The organism is Paenibacillus sp. FSL R5-0810 (assembly GCF_038002285.1).
GTDB classification, from domain to species: domain Bacteria; phylum Bacillota; class Bacilli; order Paenibacillales; family Paenibacillaceae; genus Paenibacillus_AQ; species Paenibacillus_AQ lactis.
In genome coordinates this window covers 3,153,116-3,170,826 of record NZ_JBBOCF010000001.1, presented here as the reverse complement: position 1 = coordinate 3,170,826, position 17,711 = coordinate 3,153,116, and the positions used below count along the sequence as shown (strand labels likewise).

The following is a 17,711-nucleotide window of genomic DNA, read 5'->3' as shown; positions in this document are numbered from 1 at the left end:
CTCGGTCGGCTTGGACTAGCCGGCCTTCCGATTATGAGCGTCCTCGAATCTCTTGACGGAGGAAGAGGACGTAGGACAGGGCGAAGCAGATCAAGGTAAGCGCCGTGAGCCCCGTAATTTGCGGCCATACGAGCAGCAAGCTTTGCCCGAATGGCAAGGGGCTCGCGATGGCTCCGATCACCTGCTCGTTCGTCAGCGGTCCGAGATTTCGGACCGACGGGACAAGCAGCGTGGTGGTCGCTTCATTGAATAGGGTGTAAGGCGAGATGCGGTTCAGCCACATCATCAGATTTTGGTAGTTGAGCACGTCCTGAACCGTGGTCGTAGGGGCGCTCGGCGCGATTCCCTTTGCGATCAGCTGCAGGATCATATCGTAGAAAAAGCTGAAGAACAGCCATACCGCAATACAGGACAGCGCCGATGTCGCCGGCTGGCGGAAGCGGACCGAGAACATAATGGACAGGTTCAGCCAGAAGCCGACATAGAAGATCGTCACAAGCAAAAAGCTGATGATTCGCAGAAATTCCTCGAAGGTCGGCGGAATGCCGATGATCAGGGTTCCCAGCGCCATGGTCAGGAACCCGAGGGTCAGGAACATGATGCTGATGACGATCAGGGATGCGACGAATTTAGCGTTCAGCAGGTCGTCACGGTGAATCGGCTGAGCCATGATCCGGCTGAGCGTGCCTTTGTTCCGCTCGCTGTTTACCGCATCAAAGCCCATGCCGATTCCGAGCAGCGGCCCAAGAAACCCGACAAAGCCGATGAACGTCGGCAGGGTTCCGTCGGAGATGGTAAACAGCTTCAGCAGGACGAATTCCTGCACGCCGTCCTCCGAACCGAGGGCATCCCGGATGCTGTTCAACGCCGTATATAGAGAGGCTACGCAGGTAAGAGCAATAATGCCCAGAAGCAGAATAAAGCGCCAGCTTCGGATATGGTCGGATACCTCCTTGCGTACAAGGACGCCGAAGGCACCGGGTATGGAGCGGGATCTGCGTCCGCCGTGCGCCGCGCCTTCGCCGGAGGCGCGCACCGGCTTTCTCAGCATGTCTCGGCGGCTATGAAGCCATGCCTTCGCTTTGCTGGCGTAGCCGTTCAGTTTAGCCGCTGCGTTTGGCGTCGTCTCCTTTGCCATGAGGCTCACCTCCTGCAAAATAACGATGGTAAATTTCATCAAGACCGTATTCCTGGCGGTGCAAAGCAAACAGGCGCGCACCGGAACCGACTATGGCGCCCGCAATGTCGGGACTGCAGTCAGAATCGCACCGGATCTGCAGCCTGCAGCGGCCATCCGCGGACAGGGCGCCCTGTTGACCCGCAGCCCCTTGTCCTACAGTCTCGATTTCCAGGCGATGCACGCCATCAATCCCGCGGATGCTCTCCTCCAGGGCAGGCGATAGACCTTCGATGTCCGCTGTAATCAGCAGCGGATCGTCGGCGAACAGCGTCCTCGACAGGCTGGGGACATCGCCTTCGGCGAGCAGCCGTCCCCGGACGAACAGGCCGACTCTGTCGCAAATCTGCTGAACCTGATGGAGCTGATGCGAGGACAGGAGCACCGTCAGATTCTGCTCACGGCTTAGCTTGCGAATCAGGCTGAGCAGCTCCTCCATCCCGGTCGGGTCGATGCCCAAGGTCGGCTCGTCAAGAATGATGATTTCCGGGGACTTGACGAGCACATCGGCAAGCCCCAGGCGCTGGCGCATGCCTCGGGAATAAGCGCCAGTCTTCTTATGGGCGGCGTTATCCAGCCCGACCTGCTCCAGCAGCAGCTTTGCCCTCTCGCGCGCGGCATCCTCCGGGATGCCGTTCAGCCTGGCGGTAAGCATCAAGTTCTCCAGTCCCGTGCGGTCCTCATAGAAACCGACGTCATCAGGGAGGTAGCCGACCCGCTGCTTAACCGGAATCGGCTCTCGGGTCGGATTCATGCCGAGCACGTTAATCGTTCCGGAATCGGGCTCGCTCAGTCCGAGCAGCATCAAGATCGTGGTCGACTTCCCTGCCCCGTTCGGACCGAGCAGGCCGAAGATTTCGCCGCGCGATATTCGCAGGGAGAGGCGGTCGACGGCTTTCGCCTTGCCGTAGCTCTTCGTCAGCTCGTGAATGTCTATGACCGTTTCCGTCACGGTTATCTCCTCCCGTATTTGCGAATCAGATAGTAGATGCCGCCAATAATGGCCAAGATGATCAGGACGCCGATCCAGCCCCACAGCATGGAGCCTTTCACCGAAACGCGGAATTGGGCATCCGAGCTGGCCTCAGCCGCGGAAGCCTTCATGTTGGTTACATAATCGCCGGCGATCGCTTTATCGCTTGCGGTCAGCTTCGCCTCCACGGTCGTGGACTGGCCGGCCGGCAGGTTCTCGATCGTCTTCGGATTGAAGGTCACCTCCCAATCCACCGGCGCTTCGGAGCTCAAATTGATGTCCGACAGATCGGCGGTTCCCGTATTCTTTACCTGCAGCTCGATCGTCTTGCTGCCACCGGCGCTCACGCTCGTGCTCAGGAGGCCGGTCGGCGTCGTCAGCTCAAGCCCATAGGAACCGGTAATGACGGCTTCCAGCGTCAACTCGGACGAGGTGGATTGGTTGGAGGCCCGGATCGGAATCTTGAAGGTTCCTTCCGTAACCTCAGCCGGCGGTTTGACATCAACCGTGATCGATTGGTTCGCGCCCGGTTCGATCTCTACGGAAGACACCTGGTTCCCCCCTGAGGTGAATTTTACGTCCCAGCCTGCCTGGGCATCGGCTTGCAGCGCGTAATTTTGCTTACTGGCCGTACGGTTCTGCAGATTCACTGTGTAGGTGAAGGTGGAATCGGCATGGCCTTCCAAATTCGCCTGGTCGGTGGTCAGTTCCGTCTGATACGTTCCCTGCTCTGTAATATCGACGGTGAGCGGAAGGCTGCCCATGGAGCCGGCCGATAACTGGAAGCTGTAGGAGCCCTTGTTCACCTTGAGCGGAACGGTCACCTCAAGCGTTACGGATTCAGCTTCTCCCGGCTTGACCGATACCTCCTTCAGCTGCCATCCACCCCCGCTCAGCTTGGCTGCCCAGCCGTCGGGAAGGTTGTTTAATTGAAGCGGCGCTGTTACAACGCCGCCGGTATTGTTCTTGACCTCAACCGGATAATTTATCGTCTCTCCCGGCGGAGCGGATATGGAGGTATAGGGTGTATACAGCGTAACTTCCCCGGCTGCAAACACCGGCCTGCCTCCCGTCAGCAAGCTTGCGCCCAGCATAATGAGGAGCAGCAAGCTCAGCGATTTTATTGACTTTCCAGCGATTCTCATGACAAAACCCCTCCTAGTGATTTCATTCATCCTTAGTACGAAGTAAAGGCGGGGATTGGATTTACGCGGAAGCTTAAAAACACATAAAAAATTCATTAAAGGAAGCTTAAAAAGCGAATGCTCCGTTCAAAACCGAAATCCGCTTTGCTACAATAATGAATCGAAAATAGCTGTCATAGCGCGTTTATGGTCAGCTTCGGGTTCCTTCATGGACAATCGCCTGGTTCGGGCGAAGACGATAAAGTCATGTTAGGGGGAGAAGATGGTGGGCGAGCATCCTGCGGAATGGCTTGCAGAGATTGCGGACGGATCGGCTGCGGCATTCGGGCGGTTCTATGACAACTACGCCCAGATGGTATATCGGCTTGCGCTGACGATGACCAAGGATCCGGCCGATGCGGAGGATTTATGCCAGGATATCTTTATGGAAGTGCTGCATAAGGCGGATCAGTACGATCCCGACCGGGGGAGTGTGGAGGCATGGCTTGCCGTACGAACGCGCAGCAGGGCGATGGACCGGCTCCGCCGCAAGCAGCGCATGACGGTGTGTGATTGGAATGAGGAGGAGCTGCCGGAGCCGATTCTGTTCAGCGAACGGGAATCCGTCGAGATGGCCGCTCTGCGCCGCGTGGAGCTGGATCAAGTGAAGGAGGCGTTGCGGGCCATTCCGCCGCTGCAGCGCATGGCCGTATATGGCAGCTACGTCGAACAGCTGTCCCACAGAGAAATGGCAGAAATGATGAAGCGCCCTGTCGGGACGATCAAATCGCTGATCCGCTACGGAATTCACAACGTGAGGCGGCGCCTTGACGCCGCCGATCCGAAGGAAGGGGGAGAGCCGAAGCATGATGCATACAAAGCATAGTCATCACGAAGATGATGCTGTCGTAAGCTGTCCGTTGTACCCGGAGGAGAAGCTGGCCGATTACGCGATGAATAGGCTGTCTGAAGCGGACCGTTCTGCAGTGGAACGCCATTTGCGGCATTGCGAAGCCTGCGCCCGGACGGCCGCCGAGTGGCAGGTGATTTTAGGCGAAGCCGGCGGCTTCGGCAACTGTTCGGTTCAGGAAGTCAGCGAGAGGGAGATCCCCGGCGGTTTCGATGCGGAGCCTGCATTCAGCACCGGGAAGGCATCCGATCGGACCGAGCCCAAGCCCGAGCCTTCCCAGCGGCTGCGAAAGAGACTTATGCGCGCGGCTTATGCGCGATCCCTGCGCAAACGTGCAGCCGCCAATCGCCGTTATGCGCTGCAGGCGATCGCAGGGGCGGCCCTCCTCGCCCTGTTCGTCGGGCTGTTTGCCTCGAAGGGGGCCGCGGGCAAGGAAGAAACCTTTGATCATGCGGTGAATCAGCGGATCGCGCATATGCAGAGCGCCGATACCGAACGGTATGCCATCCAGCCGGTGGAGCCTTTCTATGGCAGCGGATCGGTCTGGTTAAAGCGGGGATCCGGGGAAATGCTGATTGTCGTTAACGGATTGTACTCTTTGAAGGAGAAGGATTACCAGGTATGGCTGCAGGATGAGGATCAGCTGTCGAGCGCAGGCTTTATGCTCGTTCAAGGGACGCAGGGCCGAAGCTATTATTACGGCTTTGGCGCTAAAAAAGCCAAGCGGATCGTCGTCAGCATGGAACCTAAAGGAGGAAGCTTGCGCCCGACCGGCCCCGAGGCTGTGCTTGTCGATTTCGAGCAGGAATAACGCGAGCGCAAATCCGCAGCTGCGGGAGACGGCCGACCGGCGAAACAGCGGATTGCCGTTAGCAATCAACCGTATCGCCCGGTGCCGCAACGGCAAGATCCGCTGTCTTGGTGAGAGCAAGACCAATGACCGTTACACACCGGTTCCCTTAAGGATTCCGTCTGGCCAGGGAAGCCGGTATGGGGAGCGACCATGCTTATGCCGGATGTCTAGCGTCTGTCTACAGAAAATAGAGCAATCGAAACACGGATCATATACGAGTCATGTGATCCAATCTGAAATTTACTAAAAGGGCGGTGTAATAGCGGATGTGGCATGCGGACGAATATTTGGAGAAGCTGTACGACAGCAGCATGAAGCGTATAGAGACGGCGAAGGCGTCCCGTACGGCAGAGGAGAGAAAGCAGTACTTGAAGCATAAGCTGCGTGAGCTGCTCGGCGATTTTGATGCAAGCAAGGGTCAGGAGCCCGTACTGCTTGAACGAACGGTCTGTGACGGTTATATTCGGGAACGGGTTCAGCTGTCGGCGATACCCGGATTGTCGTTTGCAGCGTACGTGCTCGTTCCGGACAGCTACAGCCGCGACCCGCTGCCTGCTGTCGTAGCGCTTCACGGCCACGGATACGGAAGCAGGGAAATTGTCGGATTGAAGCCGGACGGCTCTCCGGACATGGAGCCGCCTGGAGCCCACGGGCATTTTGCCATTCAATTGGCGAAGCGGGGGATGATTGTCATCGCCCCGGACGTTGCCGGCTTCGGAGAGCGGCGGCTTCAGGCGGATGTGGCAGCTAACCCGGACGTGAACCACTCCTGCCTTCGCTTATCCACCCTGCTGATGATGCATGGCAAGACGCTGGCAGGTCTGCGCGTGACGGAAACGTTAAAGACGGTCGATTATGCCGCTGGCCGGGCAGAGGTACGCAGCGACCGAATCGGCATCATGGGTTTCTCCGGCGGGGGGATGATCTCGTTTTTGACCGCGGTGCTGGACCCGCGGATTCGGGCTGCCGTCATTGCCGGGTATCCGAATACGTTTAAGGACAGCATCTTGGCGGTGCAGCACTGCGTATGCAATTACATCCCCGGCATGCTGGCCCATGCCGAGCTTCCGGAGTGGCTGGGGCTGATCTCGCCGAGACCCTTGTTTGTGGAATCGGGCAGCGAGGATCGGATATTTCCCGAGCAGGGCTTTCGTGCCGCTGCTGATCAGCTCCGGGACATCTACCGGCGCGAAGGGGCGGAGGATCGACTGATGGCCGATCTGTTCCCGGGAAGGCACCAAATCAGCGGCAGGTACTCGTACGATTGGCTGTTCGATCAGCTGAGCAAGCCGGGAGCGGCTGGATGAGCGGGGAAGCCTCCGCATTTTGATCGATTTTATTGGACGCATTTCCAAACGTACAGGCACTTCTGGGCCTCAGCCTACATACAATGAGAAGACCGAGAACCGAGCGCGTATAGGGCCGGTTGCATTGTATTTTTCGCAGGAGGTGTCCTACAGTGCCTGGATTGTTTACCGCAATTGCTTTGTTCATTAAAGAGTTGACCCTGCTCGTTTCGTACGTGAAAAACAATGCGTTTCCCCAGCCCCTAACAGAGGATGAGGAAGCAAAGCATCTGCAGCGAATGGCCGAAGGCGACCCTCAATCGCGCAACAAACTGATTGAGCATAACCTCCGGCTGGTCGCGCATATCGTCAAAAAATTCGACAACACCGGCGAGGATTTGGAAGACTTGATTTCCATCGGGACGATTGGACTCATCAAGGCGATTGAAAGCTTCCGGCCGAATAAAGGCACGAAGCTGGCGACATTTGCTGCCCGTTGCATAGAAAATGAAATTCTGATGCATCTTCGTTCCTTGAAGAAGACGCGAAAAGACGTATCATTGCATGACCCGATAGGAACTGACAAAGAGGGAAATGAAATCACATTGATAGATATTCTCGGAAGCGAAGCGGATGATATCGTTGATGCGGTGCAGCTGAAGATTGAGAAGAGCAAGATTTACCGCAATCTTGATATTTTGGATGACCGGGAGAAGGAAGTCGTGATCGGACGGTTTGGGCTCGAAGCGGGGGGAGAGGAGCGTACCCAGCGCGAAATCGCCAAGGAGCTCGGGATTTCCCGGAGCTATGTGTCCCGGATTGAGAAGCGGGCGCTAATGAAGCTGTATCATGAGTTTTATAAGAAAAAGTGATTTGAGGATCGGGCCATGCCCGGTCTTTTTTTGACTTTAAGTTTCATGCGGCGCTTTTTTTCCTGGTAGCAATCCAGCAGAAATCACTTTAAAATGTAAGACACGCAGCCAAGTATAAGCATCCCTTAATGACGGGATTATAACTTTGATCATTGGAACAAAAACAAGAAGAAGTGGTGAAACATATGGGGTAACCGTTAAAGATATACTGCAATTGCCTTCATTCCGGGGCGCCAAGGTGCTGACCGGACTGAACAGCCTTCATCGTACGGTCTCCTCATTATCCGTATTGGAGGTTTCCAACGCTGATTTTTCTTCTAAAATCGTCCGTTCCGTCCAAGAGGAGTGGTATGCGGAGGAAATTGTGATCAGCTCGTTATACTCCATCAAGGACAGTGTGGACAAGCAGTGCGAAGCGATTCAATACTTGATTAATCTCGGTGAAGTGGGACTGATTTTATATTATGTCGGAATTGTCATTCCGAAGGTGCCGGAGGAAGTGCTGCAATTAGCCGAGTCCCAAAATTTTATTATCATCTGCATGCCCGAGAACGATTCCTCCTTGCGTTACAATGAAGTGATTTATGAAGTGATGGAAGCGATCGTGCTGGACAATCAGACGATCAATGATAATTTTGTCAATGAATCGCTGGAGAAGGTGTCGTACCTTCCGGAGCATTCGCGCAGCGTGGAGATAATGCTGAAATTGTTAGCCGACCGGCTGAAAGCCAACATTGTACTGACCAATACGAAGCTTGAGATCGTGAATCAAGTCATGTGGCCGCGCAACTCTACGTTGGATGTGGTGAAAATCATTCAGGAGCACGCGCCTCAAATGGCGAACGGCAGTGCCGGAGCGATCAGCTCCGACATCTCCTGTTTTGTTGATCATAAGGTTCTCCGCCAAAAGAACGGGGAGGCGCTGAATCTTTTTTTAATCAAGGAAAATTCGAAGCTGCCGGGGAAGACCATCGATAAAATCAGCGAGGTCGTGCAGGTGGCTATCAATTTATGGGGAGACAAGCATAACGAGGTCAGCGAATATGCCTTGGTCAAGGCGATTATCAATGATGAAAGCGAAAAGATGCGGAGACTTGCCCATCTGCTGCATATCGATGTCGCGTCGATCCAAATGATGTGGCTCGTCTACATTCAGGATTTATCGGAGGAAAAACGCATCAGGGAGGAACTGTCGGAGCATCTCTCCAAATCCTATAAAACGGCGGTCATTCAAACGATCGATCATTGCATCATCGTCCTTCTGGGCAACTGCTCCTATAAATACAATGAGATTGAGGTGGCTGAAGAATATATCGATACGACAAGCTTCCTGCCATCCATATCGGAAATGGTGTACGCGCCGAGAATGAGGAATACGACGGATGTACGCAGGATGTATCAGCTCGTGAACCAAGTCGGGAAGAAAGTGCATCTTATATATCAAGAACGGAAAATGTTTACGGCTGCAGAAATTCGCTCCATGAAGCGGGCGATCGACTTGAGCGTGCAAGGAGAAGAAGTCATTGAGGAATGGATGGCGGTGATCGCTCCTATTCTGGATGACCCTGAATCGGTTAGAACATTAACGATATTTCTTCTGGATGCGAAGGGGAATTTTGATGTCTGTGCCAAGCTCCTCTTTGTCCACAAAAACACCGTAAAGTACCGCATCAAGAAAATCAGCGAGCTGCTGGGCTACGATATCACGATGAATTCCGAATTTTACGATGTGTATCTGGCCTGCATGATCTACCGGTTAATCCATAACTAAGTCCAAGAATCCGAGGGTTTGTCGAAAATGACAAAAATTCGGATTTTTATTTTTATTTCGGAAAAAGACGCGTTGTCCCTCTTCTTTTACAATAAGAAAAATAGTTTTTGGTCACTCGATCAAGTGGAGGGAGCGGGATAGGATGAGCAATACAGAAAAAACGCAGTCTTGGTTCACGCTGGGGATCGTTTGGGCCGGCGCGATGATCAGCATACCGGGTCTCCTGGTAGGGAATACGCTCATCACCGGTATGAGCTTATCCCAAACCTTAGTGGTTACTTTGGTCGGGTACGCCATTATCGTAGCCATCATGATTTTACAGGGAATTCAAAGCACGGAGCTGGGCAAGTCGACCGTTCAGGTTGCGAGCCAGGTGTTTGGCAGCAAGGGATCCCGCACGATTCTTTCGATTATTTTGACGATTGCCTGCCTCGGTTGGTTTGGGATTCAGGCCAATGTGTGCGGCGCGGCGCTGGCAAATTTGTTGGCCGAGTTTGATATTGCGATTCCGGTCCCAATAGCCTCGCTGATCAGCGGTTTGGTGATGGTCGTTTCTGCAATGTACGGAATCAAAGTACTGCGCGTGCTCAGTTATATTGCGGTACCATTGCTGGTCGTGCTCTGCGTGTATGGTTTGGTCAAGGCGCTGAATGGAGAGACGCTGCAGCTTATTTCGAACTACAGACCTGAGCAGGACATGAGCTTCATGGACGGGCTGGCGGTAACGATGGGCTCCTTTGCGCTCGGAGCGGTTATTGCCGGGGATTATTCGCAATTTTCCGCGAAGCGTTCCGATGTGTGGAAAGCCGCCCTCTTCGGGATTATCCCGGCAGGCGTTCTGATGATTAGCGTAGGGGCCGTCTTGACGCTGGCTTACCAAACGAATGATGTTACGGCCGTCTTTTTGAACATCGCCACTCCGTTGATCGGCGGCATCGTGCTGATCCTGGCGGCTTGGAAGACCAATATGGTGAATGCGATCTCGGGCGGGTTCGCGTTGATCAATGTCTTTAACGTTTCCAAGGAAAAAGAAAAATGGGCGGTAGGCGCCGCCGGACTGATCGGGACGGTGCTTGCCGTCGTGGGCATTCTGGATTACTTTACGCCGGTCATGTCCGTGTTGTCGGCCATGGTGCCTCCCGTAGCGGGCGTCATGATTGCCGCTTATTGGGTGATGAACAAAGGGGATAAAAGCCGCTGGAAGGAAACGGAGGGCGTTAATCGACTGGGCGTTTTATCGTGGCTGATCGGTTCGGTCATTGCCTGCCTACCCGTCGTGGTGTCGTTCTTCCCCAGTTTACCGCAGGTATCTAATCAGCCGTTGATCGGCATTGTCATTTCATTTGTCATTTATGTGGTAGGATATCGCTTTACCGTTACAAAGTCTGTCATATTGGAGGAACACTGATGAGATATTTAGATAAAGCCTCGATTGAAAATATTGCGATTGGCGCTGCTTTCCTGGGAACAGGCGGTGGCGGAGACCCGTATATCGGAAAATTGATGGCGATTTCGGCTGTTGAGAAGAACGGGCCCGTCAAATTGTATTCGGTCGATGAAATCGGCGATGAAGACTTTTTTATTCCGGCAGCCATGATGGGAGCCCCTTCCGTATCATCCGAGAAATTTCCGAACGGAAGCGAGTTTGTGAAGGTCTTTCAGAAGCTGGCCCGGTATTTGGGAGAGGACAAAATCGCAGGCACGTATCCCATGGAAGCGGGCGGCGTCAATTCCATGATCCCGATCGTCGTTGCGGCGCAGCTCGGTCTGCCGCTGATCGATTGCGACGGAATGGGCAGAGCCTTTCCCGAGCTGCAGATGGTGACATTTAACCTGGATGGAATCTCGGCAACGCCCATGGCGATTACGGACGAGAAAGGAAATATCGGCATTTTTGAAACGATCGATAACAAATGGACAGAACGCTTGGCCCGGGCAGCTACGGTCGAAATGGGGGCCAGCGCTTTGGTGAGCCTGTACCCGACGACCGGGGCTCAAATGAAGAGAAGCGGGGTCCATCATGTGGTTACGTTATCTGAGCAAATCGGGCAGATTATTTCCTCGAACCATAGAGATGCGAAAGAAAAGCTGCATGAGCTTTTAACGTTGGTGTCCGGCTTCGAGCTGTTCCAAGGAAAAATCGTCGATGTGATCCGGGAAACCAAGGGAGGCTTTAATCTCGGCAAAATGAATCTGGAAGGCATCGAAGCCCATAAAGGCGGCAATATGAAGGTTCATTTTCAAAATGAGAATCTCGTTGCCGAAAGGGACGGACAGGTTGTCGGCATGACCCCGGACTTGCTCTGTCTGGTGGATTATGAAACGTTAACGCCCGTCACGACCGAGAGTCTGAAGTATGGCAAGCGCGTGCGGGTAATCGGACTTCCGGCGCATGAAAAATGGAGAACGGATAAAGGAATCCAAACGGCCGGACCAAGGTACTTTGGATATGATTACGATTATGTTCCGATTGAAGAACTGGTGAAAAAGGCGGTGGCTGATCATGTATAGAATCGGAATCGATGTGGGCGGAACGAATACGGACGCCATTATTTTGGACGAGCTTCATCAGTTGGTTCACTCCGTAAAATCACCAACCAGTCTGGACATCCAGACAGGGATCGAAGCATCGCTTAGGAAATTGCTGCAGGAATCGAGCATCGATAAAACCCAAATTACGCATGCCATGCTTGGCACGACGCAATGCACCAACGCGATTGTGGAACGTAAAAAGCTGGCCACGGTCGGCGTCATTCGCCTAGGCTATCCTGCAACGGCTTCCGTTCCTCCGTATACGGCTTGGCCGGACGATATGGTTGAGAAGCTGTCGGGAAACTACGCTCTAGTTCATGGGGGATATGAATACGATGGTCAAGTGCTCGGCGAAGTCGATGAGAATGAAATTCGCGAGCTATTGGCAGCATGGCGGGGAAAAGTCGAGTCCATCGCGGTCATCGGCGTATTTTCCTCCATCAAGAATGACCAGGAGCTAAGCGTCCGCGATCTTATTCACGAGGTATATGGAGAAGATTATCCGGTTTCCTGCTCTTCCCTGATCGGCTCCGTCGGACTCATTGAACGTGAGAATGCGACCATCTTAAATGCGGCGCTGTGCAAGGTGATCGAGACGACCACCCAAGGGTTCGTAAACGCCCTGGAGGAGGAAGGAATTACGGATGCGGCTGTGTATTTATGTCAAAATGACGGCACATTAATGTCTATTGATTACGCCAAACAGTTCCCGATCCTCACAATCGCCTGCGGCCCGACGAACAGCATTCGCGGAGCTTCTTATTTGGCGAAGATCAAAGATACGATGGTGCTGGACGTTGGGGGTACGACTTCGGATATCGGCGTTCTGCAGGATGGATTCCCGAGAGAGTCGTCGGTTGCCGTGGAAGTCGGCGATATCCGTACCAATTTCCGAATGCCGGACATTATCTCCGTTGGACTGGGCGGAGGCAGTATTGTCCGCGTGGACGAAAGCGGCAAGATCTCGGTCGGACCCGACAGTGTCGGGTACAGGATCGGCGAAGAAGCGCTTGTCTTTGGCGGCAGCACGCTGACAACCACCGATATCGCCGTCCGGCTGGGACTGGCCGATGTAGGCGACAAGCGATTAGTGTCCCATATAGAGGAGGCGTTTGCGAAAGCGGTGCAGGCCGAAATTTCTGCAATCGTCGAGCAAGCGATCGATAAAATGAAAACCTCCTCGGAGGACGTTCAGCTCGTTCTTGTCGGTGGAGGCAGCATTATTATCCCGGATTCGATTCGGGGAGTAGCCAGCATGATGAAAGTGGAGAACGGAAGTGTAGCCAACGCCATCGGGGCGTCCATTGCTCAAATCAGCGGGCAATATGAACAGATTTATATTTATGCACGGGAACCGCGCGAGGCTTGTCTGAAGGATGCGGAGGCAAAAGCGGTCAAGCAGGCGGTATTGGCCGGAGCGGATGCGGTTACGATCGAATTGGTTGAAGTGGAAGAAACCCCGCTGGCTTATCATCCGGAGAATGCGACAAGATTAAGAGTGAAAGTCGTAGGGAAAATGAAATAGGAACGTGAAACAGCCGGACCCCTTGAGAGTTGCGTCAAGGGGTCCGGCTGTTTGGCTTTTTAGAAGCTGATCAGGATTCTTCCTGATCGAATTCGGTCTGGATGATTTGATCCTCGGACGGATAGTCGCGCTTCAGCTCCTGATGAAGCTCCCGATTTTCATAGTCGAAGCGGTTCGGCGGCCGCTGATCGGCTCTCCACGGGCTGCTCTTGCCAAGCGATTCCGTCATCAGGCTTGAGCCGAAAGGACCTTCGGGAAACTCTTCCGCAGTCAGATCATTGCGCTGGGACTCTACGGTCGACAAATCCGTATACTCATCCCGTTCTTCCTTCTTAAACCGGTTCATAGCGAAGCCTCCTGAATGGTACCTGATATACCGACAGTGTCCCCTGTGATCCCGGAAATCATGCGGAAAAACCGCGGCCAATCTGAAACCAACAGCGATTGCAGGATCATTTTACGTACTTGCCCTGACATCCATTCATTGTTCACTTATATAGTGACGCTCGGGCATCCGGTGCTTTATTGCTGTATCAACCCTGCAGCCTGGAACACCCGATCAAACGCAGCGCGTGATCTGATGACAAGCTCTTCAGGCGAAGCCGTCGGCTGGGCAGCGGTCAATATCTCTTGGCTGACTGGCCCTGCATACCCGATATCGTTCAGCGCGCGAAGGAAGCCTGCCAAATCGATCACTCCCTCACCTGGATACAGCCGATCATTATCGAGGACGTCCTGGACCGGAATATCCTTGGCGTCATTAATATGAACATGAACAATCTGGTCCGCACGCAGCTGGCGGATATCCGACACGCTCATTTCATTGGTGTACCAGTGGTAAGCATCATACAGAAGCCCGACATTCGGTTCGCCGATGGCATCGATCCAATCCAGCGTTTCCTGAACGGTCCAGATGAACGGATGCTTCCACTGCGTGCGCAGATGATGCGGCCCGACGAATTCCAGTCCCAGCCGAATGCCGTAAGCGCCCAGAATATTCGCGCAGCTGCGAAGGCGCTTGGTTGCCACAGCCATGAAATGCGCAGCCGGCGCATCCGTGGAAGGAAGAATGTATGTACAGCAGCGAGTGCAGCCCAAGGCAGCAGCCGCGGCTGCTGCGGACGGAAGCTTCTCCAGCCCTTCCAGGAACTGCTCATCCGTTCCTCTCCACTCTACAGGCAATCCGATGGCGCCGATTTGAATATTGCTCGACTGCAGCAGCGCTGCCGCCTCTTCTGTTCCCAAACGGTTCACCAAGCTCTTCGCATCTAAATCCACGCAATCAAAACCGTAGCGGGAAGCGAGTTCGATAAGCTGTAAATCGCTTTCAAGTTTTCCGAGTCCTGCAGCTGTTAATCCTTGAAGCATTTCTATCGTCTCCAATCTCTTAAAGTTCATTTCTATTATAGTTATGTTTTCGCCCATAAATCTATCAAACCTTCTTATTAGGAGATTTAAAGTTGAGTTAAAGACATCGAATTTTATATCGGGCAGAGAGGGAATGCAAACCAAGGTGCCGAAATACTCTTGTTATAGAGACTCCCGAGGGTACGTATTATTACTGATTTCACTGGGGTGCAAATCAATCGGGACGATCGTACAGTAAACGAAGAATCGTGAAACAAGCGACGGTAAAGGAGACGAACAACCAAACCAATGAATACCATACAGATTCGCAAGAGGGAACTGAACAACTGCCGTCCCGAACCGACGATGAACGAGGACGAGCTGAATCGATTCTGGGATCATTATCTCCATGTATACGCAGGCTCGCCGCTTCAAATCGATAGTGAGCCGGAAGAAACACCGTATCCCCATATGAAGGTGTCCAAGGTGACATACCGCGGCTTTGACCAGACACCGATCCATGCCTGGTACATAACGCCTGCGGATTCCAATGAATCGTCCAAACGGCCTTGCGTCATTACCTTTCCTGGATATTCCGGAGACCGAGGGCTTCCGGAGCGATATGCCCATTGGCTGATGCTCGGCTATTCCGTGCTGGCAGCTGATGTCCGGGGCCAGAGCGGAGAGACGGGAAATCTGCTGCCCCTGGATGGCGGCGTCGTGAAGGGCTGGGTATCCCAGGGCATTACCGACATTCATCGATCCTACTATATGGCGATGGCCATCGATACCGTAAGAGCCGTCGATGCTGCCCTGGCACAGCCTGAGGTAGATCCTGCAAAAATCGCCGTTGTCGGGGGAAGCCAGGGAGGCGGCCTTGCGCTCCTTGCCGGGGCATTGCATCCGAAGGTGGCGGCAATCGTGGCCGACATTCCGAATCTGTGCAGAATGGATTACGGGGTGCTGCACTCGGCCAGCTCATTGACGGAAATCGCCCAGTATATCAAGCGTTATCCGGATCTGCTGGATCCTATTCTGTATCATCTGGCTCATTTCGACATCCTGAATCTTGCACCAAGAATCAAAGCGCCGGTCATGGTTTCTGTCGGCTGGAAGGATACGGTATGCATGCCGGAGACCATCTACGCAGCTTATAACCGGATTGAGGCACCTAAGGAAATACGGGATTATCCGTTCTCCGGGCATGAGGTGAATGAGTATCAAAAGAGGGAAGCGGTACTCTTTCTGGAGCGGGTCTTGGGGAAAGCTTAAGTCCGGGGTAAAGCTTAATCAACCAGCGAAGAAGCCAGGGAGGGATAGCTGGCTGACCGCCGATCTTACCGAATGCCGGATTATAAAAGGATATCAAGACGTCGGGCTACCCCCATTTGAGAAAGGGATCAAAACAGCCTGCAAGTTCTTGTCCTCATTCAATAATGTTTAAAATATTTCCTAAGCTAAAAGGGCTGGTCCTGCTTAAACGTTACCAAAAAGTAATTACATCACTTCAAAGTACGTACTTCTCAAGCCGACCCCTAACGTGCAAAATGACATTAATCAAAACATGACGTTAGGAGATGAGCTTATATGAATACGGATCAACGTTCACAGCATTCGCCAAAAACGGCTTTGGTTGTCGGGGCCAACGGGGTCATCGGCCGCAACCTCATCGAGTACCTTGCGACGCTTCCCGACTGGGATATCATCGGCGTATCGCGCCGAGGCGGGGAGTCCACGAACCGCGTTCGTTATGTATCGGCCGACCTGCTGGACCGGGAGGATACGGCCGCCAAATTAAGCGGCTTGACTGAAGTGACGCATATTTTCTATGCGGCATACCAGGATCGGCCGACGTGGGCCGAGCTCGTCGCGCCGAATTTGGCCATGCTCGTCCATGTCGTGGAAGCGATCGAGCCCGTTGCCGCTAACCTGCAGCATGTAAGCCTAATGCAGGGCTACAAAGTGTACGGCGCTCATCTCGGTCCATTCAAGACGCCGGCCCGGGAGACGGATGCGAACCATATGCCGCCGGAATTCAATATCGATCAGCAGAACTTCCTCGAGGAACGGCAGAAGGGCAAAGCTTGGACCTGGTCAGCGCTGCGTCCCTCCGTTGTCAGCGGTTTCGCTCTTGGAAACCCGATGAATCTGGCCATGGTCATTGCCGTATATGCGTCGATTTCGAAAGAGCTTGGCATTCCCCTGCGTTTTCCCGGTAAGCCGGGAGCCTATCACAGCCTGCTGGAGATGACCGATGCCGGTCTGCTTGCCAAGGCGACCGTTTGGGCGGCAACCGATGAACGCTGCGCCAATCAAGCCTTCAATATTGCGAACGGGGACCTGTTCCGGTGGAACGAGTTATGGCCGAAGATTGCGCAGTATTTCGAGATGGAAACCGCACCGCCTCTGCAGATGAATCTGGAAACGGTCATGGCAGATAAGGAGCCGGTCTGGAATCGCATGGTTGAGAAGCATGGGCTTGCGAAGCACTCTTACCAAGAGGTCTCATCCTGGAAATTCGGCGATTTCGTGTTCTCCTGGGACTATGATTTCTTTGCGGACGGCTCAAAGGCCCGCCGCTTCGGTTTTCATGAGTATGTCGATACGGAAGCCATGTTCCTGAATATCTTTGACGAGCTCCGGCGTCGCAAAGTCATTCCATAAACACCGGGCAGTAACTGAAGCTCCCGAAACAAGGCAGCCGAGAGCGCTTCTTCCGTTCACCTCGTCACAACCAGAACATGAACGGTAATTCCGTTTTCGGATTGCACAAGAGAGCCGGCTATATTAGCCGGCTCTGTTCTGCTTGTTAATGCGATTCCTCAAGCAGCCGCTTTTCCAGAACGGTTGCGGACTCGCCGTATTTTCGCTCGATATGAGCATCTCCCCATCGGCACATCAGATGCAGAATTTCCTTTAAGCTCCAGCCATACTCGCTCAGTTCATACTCCACCTTGGGCGGAACCTGATTATAAATTTTACGTACGATAATGCCCTCCTCTTCCAGCTCACGCAGATGCTGTGTCAGCATTTTCTGGGTGATTTGGGGAATCAGGCTTAACAATTCGCTATTGCGTCTTTTCCCGAAAGTAAGATGAAAAAGAATGACCGGTTTCCACTTTCCGCCGATGACCTCCAGCGTCGCTTCCACCGCGGTGTTGTACACTTTTTCCTTATGCTCCATGATAAGCCTCGCTCCCTTCGACCAAGATATGATATTTACCAGCGATGTCCCGGACTCGCGCTTTACTTCCTCCACTATAACATGAACTCCTTCATCCATCTGATCCGATCTTGCTTTGGAAATGCTGATACATATGAACTTCTCCTGCACTCGGCAA

General features: G+C 53.5%; 16 protein-coding genes. 10 read left to right on the top strand and 6 right to left on the bottom strand.

Annotated features, from left to right (window positions below):
• Nucleotides 1–31 precede the first annotated feature (31 nt).
• The 3 genes from MKX76_RS14410 to MKX76_RS14400 are packed head-to-tail and all read right to left on the bottom strand — an operon-like array spanning nucleotide 32 to nucleotide 3,295.
• Entirely contained in the window at nucleotides 32–1,138 is a 1,107-nt protein-coding gene (locus MKX76_RS14410; protein WP_007129332.1) for an ABC transporter permease, read from the bottom strand.
• Entirely contained in the window at nucleotides 1,104–2,129 is a 1,026-nt protein-coding gene (locus MKX76_RS14405; RefSeq protein WP_007129333.1) for an ABC transporter ATP-binding protein, read from the bottom strand. Before MKX76_RS14405 ends, MKX76_RS14410 begins: the two co-directional genes overlap by 35 nt.
• A gap of 2 nt (nucleotides 2,130–2,131) precedes the next feature.
• On the bottom strand, nucleotides 2,132–3,295 hold the full coding sequence (locus tag MKX76_RS14400) for a COG1470 family protein (RefSeq protein ID WP_251536986.1): 1,164 nt from the start codon (nucleotides 3,293–3,295) through the stop codon (nucleotides 2,132–2,134).
• Nucleotides 3,296–3,557: 262 nt separating this feature from the next.
• Here MKX76_RS14400 and MKX76_RS14395 point away from each other — a divergent pair, with 262 nt between their 5' ends.
• The 8 genes from MKX76_RS14395 to MKX76_RS14360 all read left to right on the top strand — a co-directional run bounded on the left by MKX76_RS14395 (nucleotide 3,558) and on the right by MKX76_RS14360 (nucleotide 13,023).
• A complete protein-coding gene (locus tag MKX76_RS14395; protein ID WP_007129335.1) occupies nucleotides 3,558–4,160 on the top strand; it encodes a sigma-70 family RNA polymerase sigma factor in 603 nt (200 codons plus the stop codon).
• Nucleotides 4,141–4,995, top strand: a complete 855-nt coding sequence (locus MKX76_RS14390; protein WP_251536984.1) for an anti-sigma factor — start codon at nucleotides 4,141–4,143, stop codon at nucleotides 4,993–4,995. The genes MKX76_RS14395 and MKX76_RS14390 overlap by 20 nt, the downstream gene beginning before the upstream one ends.
• A 308-nt stretch (nucleotides 4,996–5,303) precedes the next feature.
• Nucleotides 5,304–6,344, top strand: coding sequence for a dienelactone hydrolase family protein (locus MKX76_RS14385; protein ID WP_341034024.1), 1,041 nt, complete (start codon nucleotides 5,304–5,306; stop codon nucleotides 6,342–6,344).
• Nucleotides 6,345–6,496: 152 nt separating this feature from the next.
• Entirely contained in the window at nucleotides 6,497–7,195 is a 699-nt protein-coding gene (sigK, locus tag MKX76_RS14380) for an RNA polymerase sporulation sigma factor SigK (protein ID WP_007129338.1), read from the top strand.
• A gap of 214 nt (nucleotides 7,196–7,409) precedes the next feature.
• Nucleotides 7,410–8,966 (top strand): PucR family transcriptional regulator, encoded by a 1,557-nt coding sequence (locus MKX76_RS14375; protein ID WP_341034023.1) that lies wholly within the window; start codon nucleotides 7,410–7,412, stop codon nucleotides 8,964–8,966.
• A 142-nt stretch (nucleotides 8,967–9,108) separates the two neighbouring features.
• Entirely contained in the window at nucleotides 9,109–10,374 is a 1,266-nt protein-coding gene (locus tag MKX76_RS14370; protein ID WP_341034021.1) for a cytosine permease, read from the top strand.
• A complete protein-coding gene (locus tag MKX76_RS14365) occupies nucleotides 10,374–11,477 on the top strand; it encodes a DUF917 domain-containing protein (protein WP_028404362.1) in 1,104 nt (367 codons plus the stop codon). Before MKX76_RS14370 ends, MKX76_RS14365 begins: the two co-directional genes overlap by 1 nt.
• A complete protein-coding gene (locus MKX76_RS14360; RefSeq protein ID WP_341034020.1) occupies nucleotides 11,470–13,023 on the top strand; it encodes a hydantoinase/oxoprolinase family protein in 1,554 nt (517 codons plus the stop codon). Before MKX76_RS14365 ends, MKX76_RS14360 begins: the two co-directional genes overlap by 8 nt.
• A gap of 70 nt (nucleotides 13,024–13,093) precedes the next feature.
• On the opposite strand, the gene MKX76_RS14355 is transcribed toward MKX76_RS14360, so the two are convergent.
• The gene (locus tag MKX76_RS14355; RefSeq protein ID WP_077564858.1) at nucleotides 13,094–13,369 is read right to left on the bottom strand and encodes a hypothetical protein; all 276 of its coding nucleotides are present in this window, start codon (nucleotides 13,367–13,369) and stop codon (nucleotides 13,094–13,096) included.
• Nucleotides 13,370–13,545: 176 nt separating this feature from the next.
• Nucleotides 13,546–14,391 carry a sugar phosphate isomerase/epimerase family protein gene (locus MKX76_RS14350; protein WP_341034019.1) on the bottom strand — a complete coding sequence of 282 codons (846 nt, stop codon included), beginning with the start codon at nucleotides 14,389–14,391 and terminating at the stop codon, nucleotides 13,546–13,548.
• Between the two features lie 288 nt (nucleotides 14,392–14,679).
• Here MKX76_RS14350 and MKX76_RS14345 point away from each other — a divergent pair, with 288 nt between their 5' ends.
• Together MKX76_RS14345 and MKX76_RS14340 are read left to right on the top strand one after the other, a co-directional pair.
• A complete protein-coding gene (locus MKX76_RS14345) occupies nucleotides 14,680–15,642 on the top strand; it encodes an acetylxylan esterase (protein ID WP_213614252.1) in 963 nt (320 codons plus the stop codon).
• 315 nt (nucleotides 15,643–15,957) lie between these two features.
• Nucleotides 15,958–17,034 carry an SDR family oxidoreductase gene (locus MKX76_RS14340; RefSeq protein ID WP_341034018.1) on the top strand — a complete coding sequence of 359 codons (1,077 nt, stop codon included), beginning with the start codon at nucleotides 15,958–15,960 and terminating at the stop codon, nucleotides 17,032–17,034.
• 145 nt (nucleotides 17,035–17,179) lie between these two features.
• Here MKX76_RS14340 and MKX76_RS14335 read toward each other — a convergent pair whose 3' ends face one another.
• Complete coding sequence (locus tag MKX76_RS14335; RefSeq protein WP_213614405.1) at nucleotides 17,180–17,554, bottom strand: winged helix-turn-helix transcriptional regulator; 375 nt, start codon at nucleotides 17,552–17,554, stop codon at nucleotides 17,180–17,182.
• Nucleotides 17,555–17,711 lie beyond the last annotated feature (157 nt).

Bases quoted from the DNA above. Each gene is read 5' to 3' on its own strand.
- MKX76_RS14410 (WP_007129332.1), bottom strand. From the start codon at position 1,138: ATGGCAAAGGAGACGACGCCAAACGCAGCGGCTAAACTGAACGGCTAC.
- MKX76_RS14400 (WP_251536986.1), bottom strand. From the start codon at position 3,295: ATGAGAATCGCTGGAAAGTCAATAAAATCGCTGAGCTTGCTGCTCCTC.
- MKX76_RS14395 (WP_007129335.1), top strand. From the start codon at position 3,558: ATGGTGGGCGAGCATCCTGCGGAATGGCTTGCAGAGATTGCGGACGGA.
- MKX76_RS14390 (WP_251536984.1), top strand. From the start codon at position 4,141: ATGATGCATACAAAGCATAGTCATCACGAAGATGATGCTGTCGTAAGC.
- MKX76_RS14385 (WP_341034024.1), top strand. From the start codon at position 5,304: ATGTGGCATGCGGACGAATATTTGGAGAAGCTGTACGACAGCAGCATG.
- MKX76_RS14370 (WP_341034021.1), top strand. From the start codon at position 9,109: ATGAGCAATACAGAAAAAACGCAGTCTTGGTTCACGCTGGGGATCGTT.
- MKX76_RS14365 (WP_028404362.1), top strand. From the start codon at position 10,374: ATGAGATATTTAGATAAAGCCTCGATTGAAAATATTGCGATTGGCGCT.
- MKX76_RS14360 (WP_341034020.1), top strand. From the start codon at position 11,470: ATGTATAGAATCGGAATCGATGTGGGCGGAACGAATACGGACGCCATT.
- MKX76_RS14355 (WP_077564858.1), bottom strand. From the start codon at position 13,369: ATGAACCGGTTTAAGAAGGAAGAACGGGATGAGTATACGGATTTGTCG.
- MKX76_RS14350 (WP_341034019.1), bottom strand. From the start codon at position 14,391: ATGCTTCAAGGATTAACAGCTGCAGGACTCGGAAAACTTGAAAGCGAT.
- MKX76_RS14345 (WP_213614252.1), top strand. From the start codon at position 14,680: ATGAATACCATACAGATTCGCAAGAGGGAACTGAACAACTGCCGTCCC.
- MKX76_RS14340 (WP_341034018.1), top strand. From the start codon at position 15,958: ATGAATACGGATCAACGTTCACAGCATTCGCCAAAAACGGCTTTGGTT.
- MKX76_RS14335 (WP_213614405.1), bottom strand. From the start codon at position 17,554: ATGGAGCATAAGGAAAAAGTGTACAACACCGCGGTGGAAGCGACGCTG.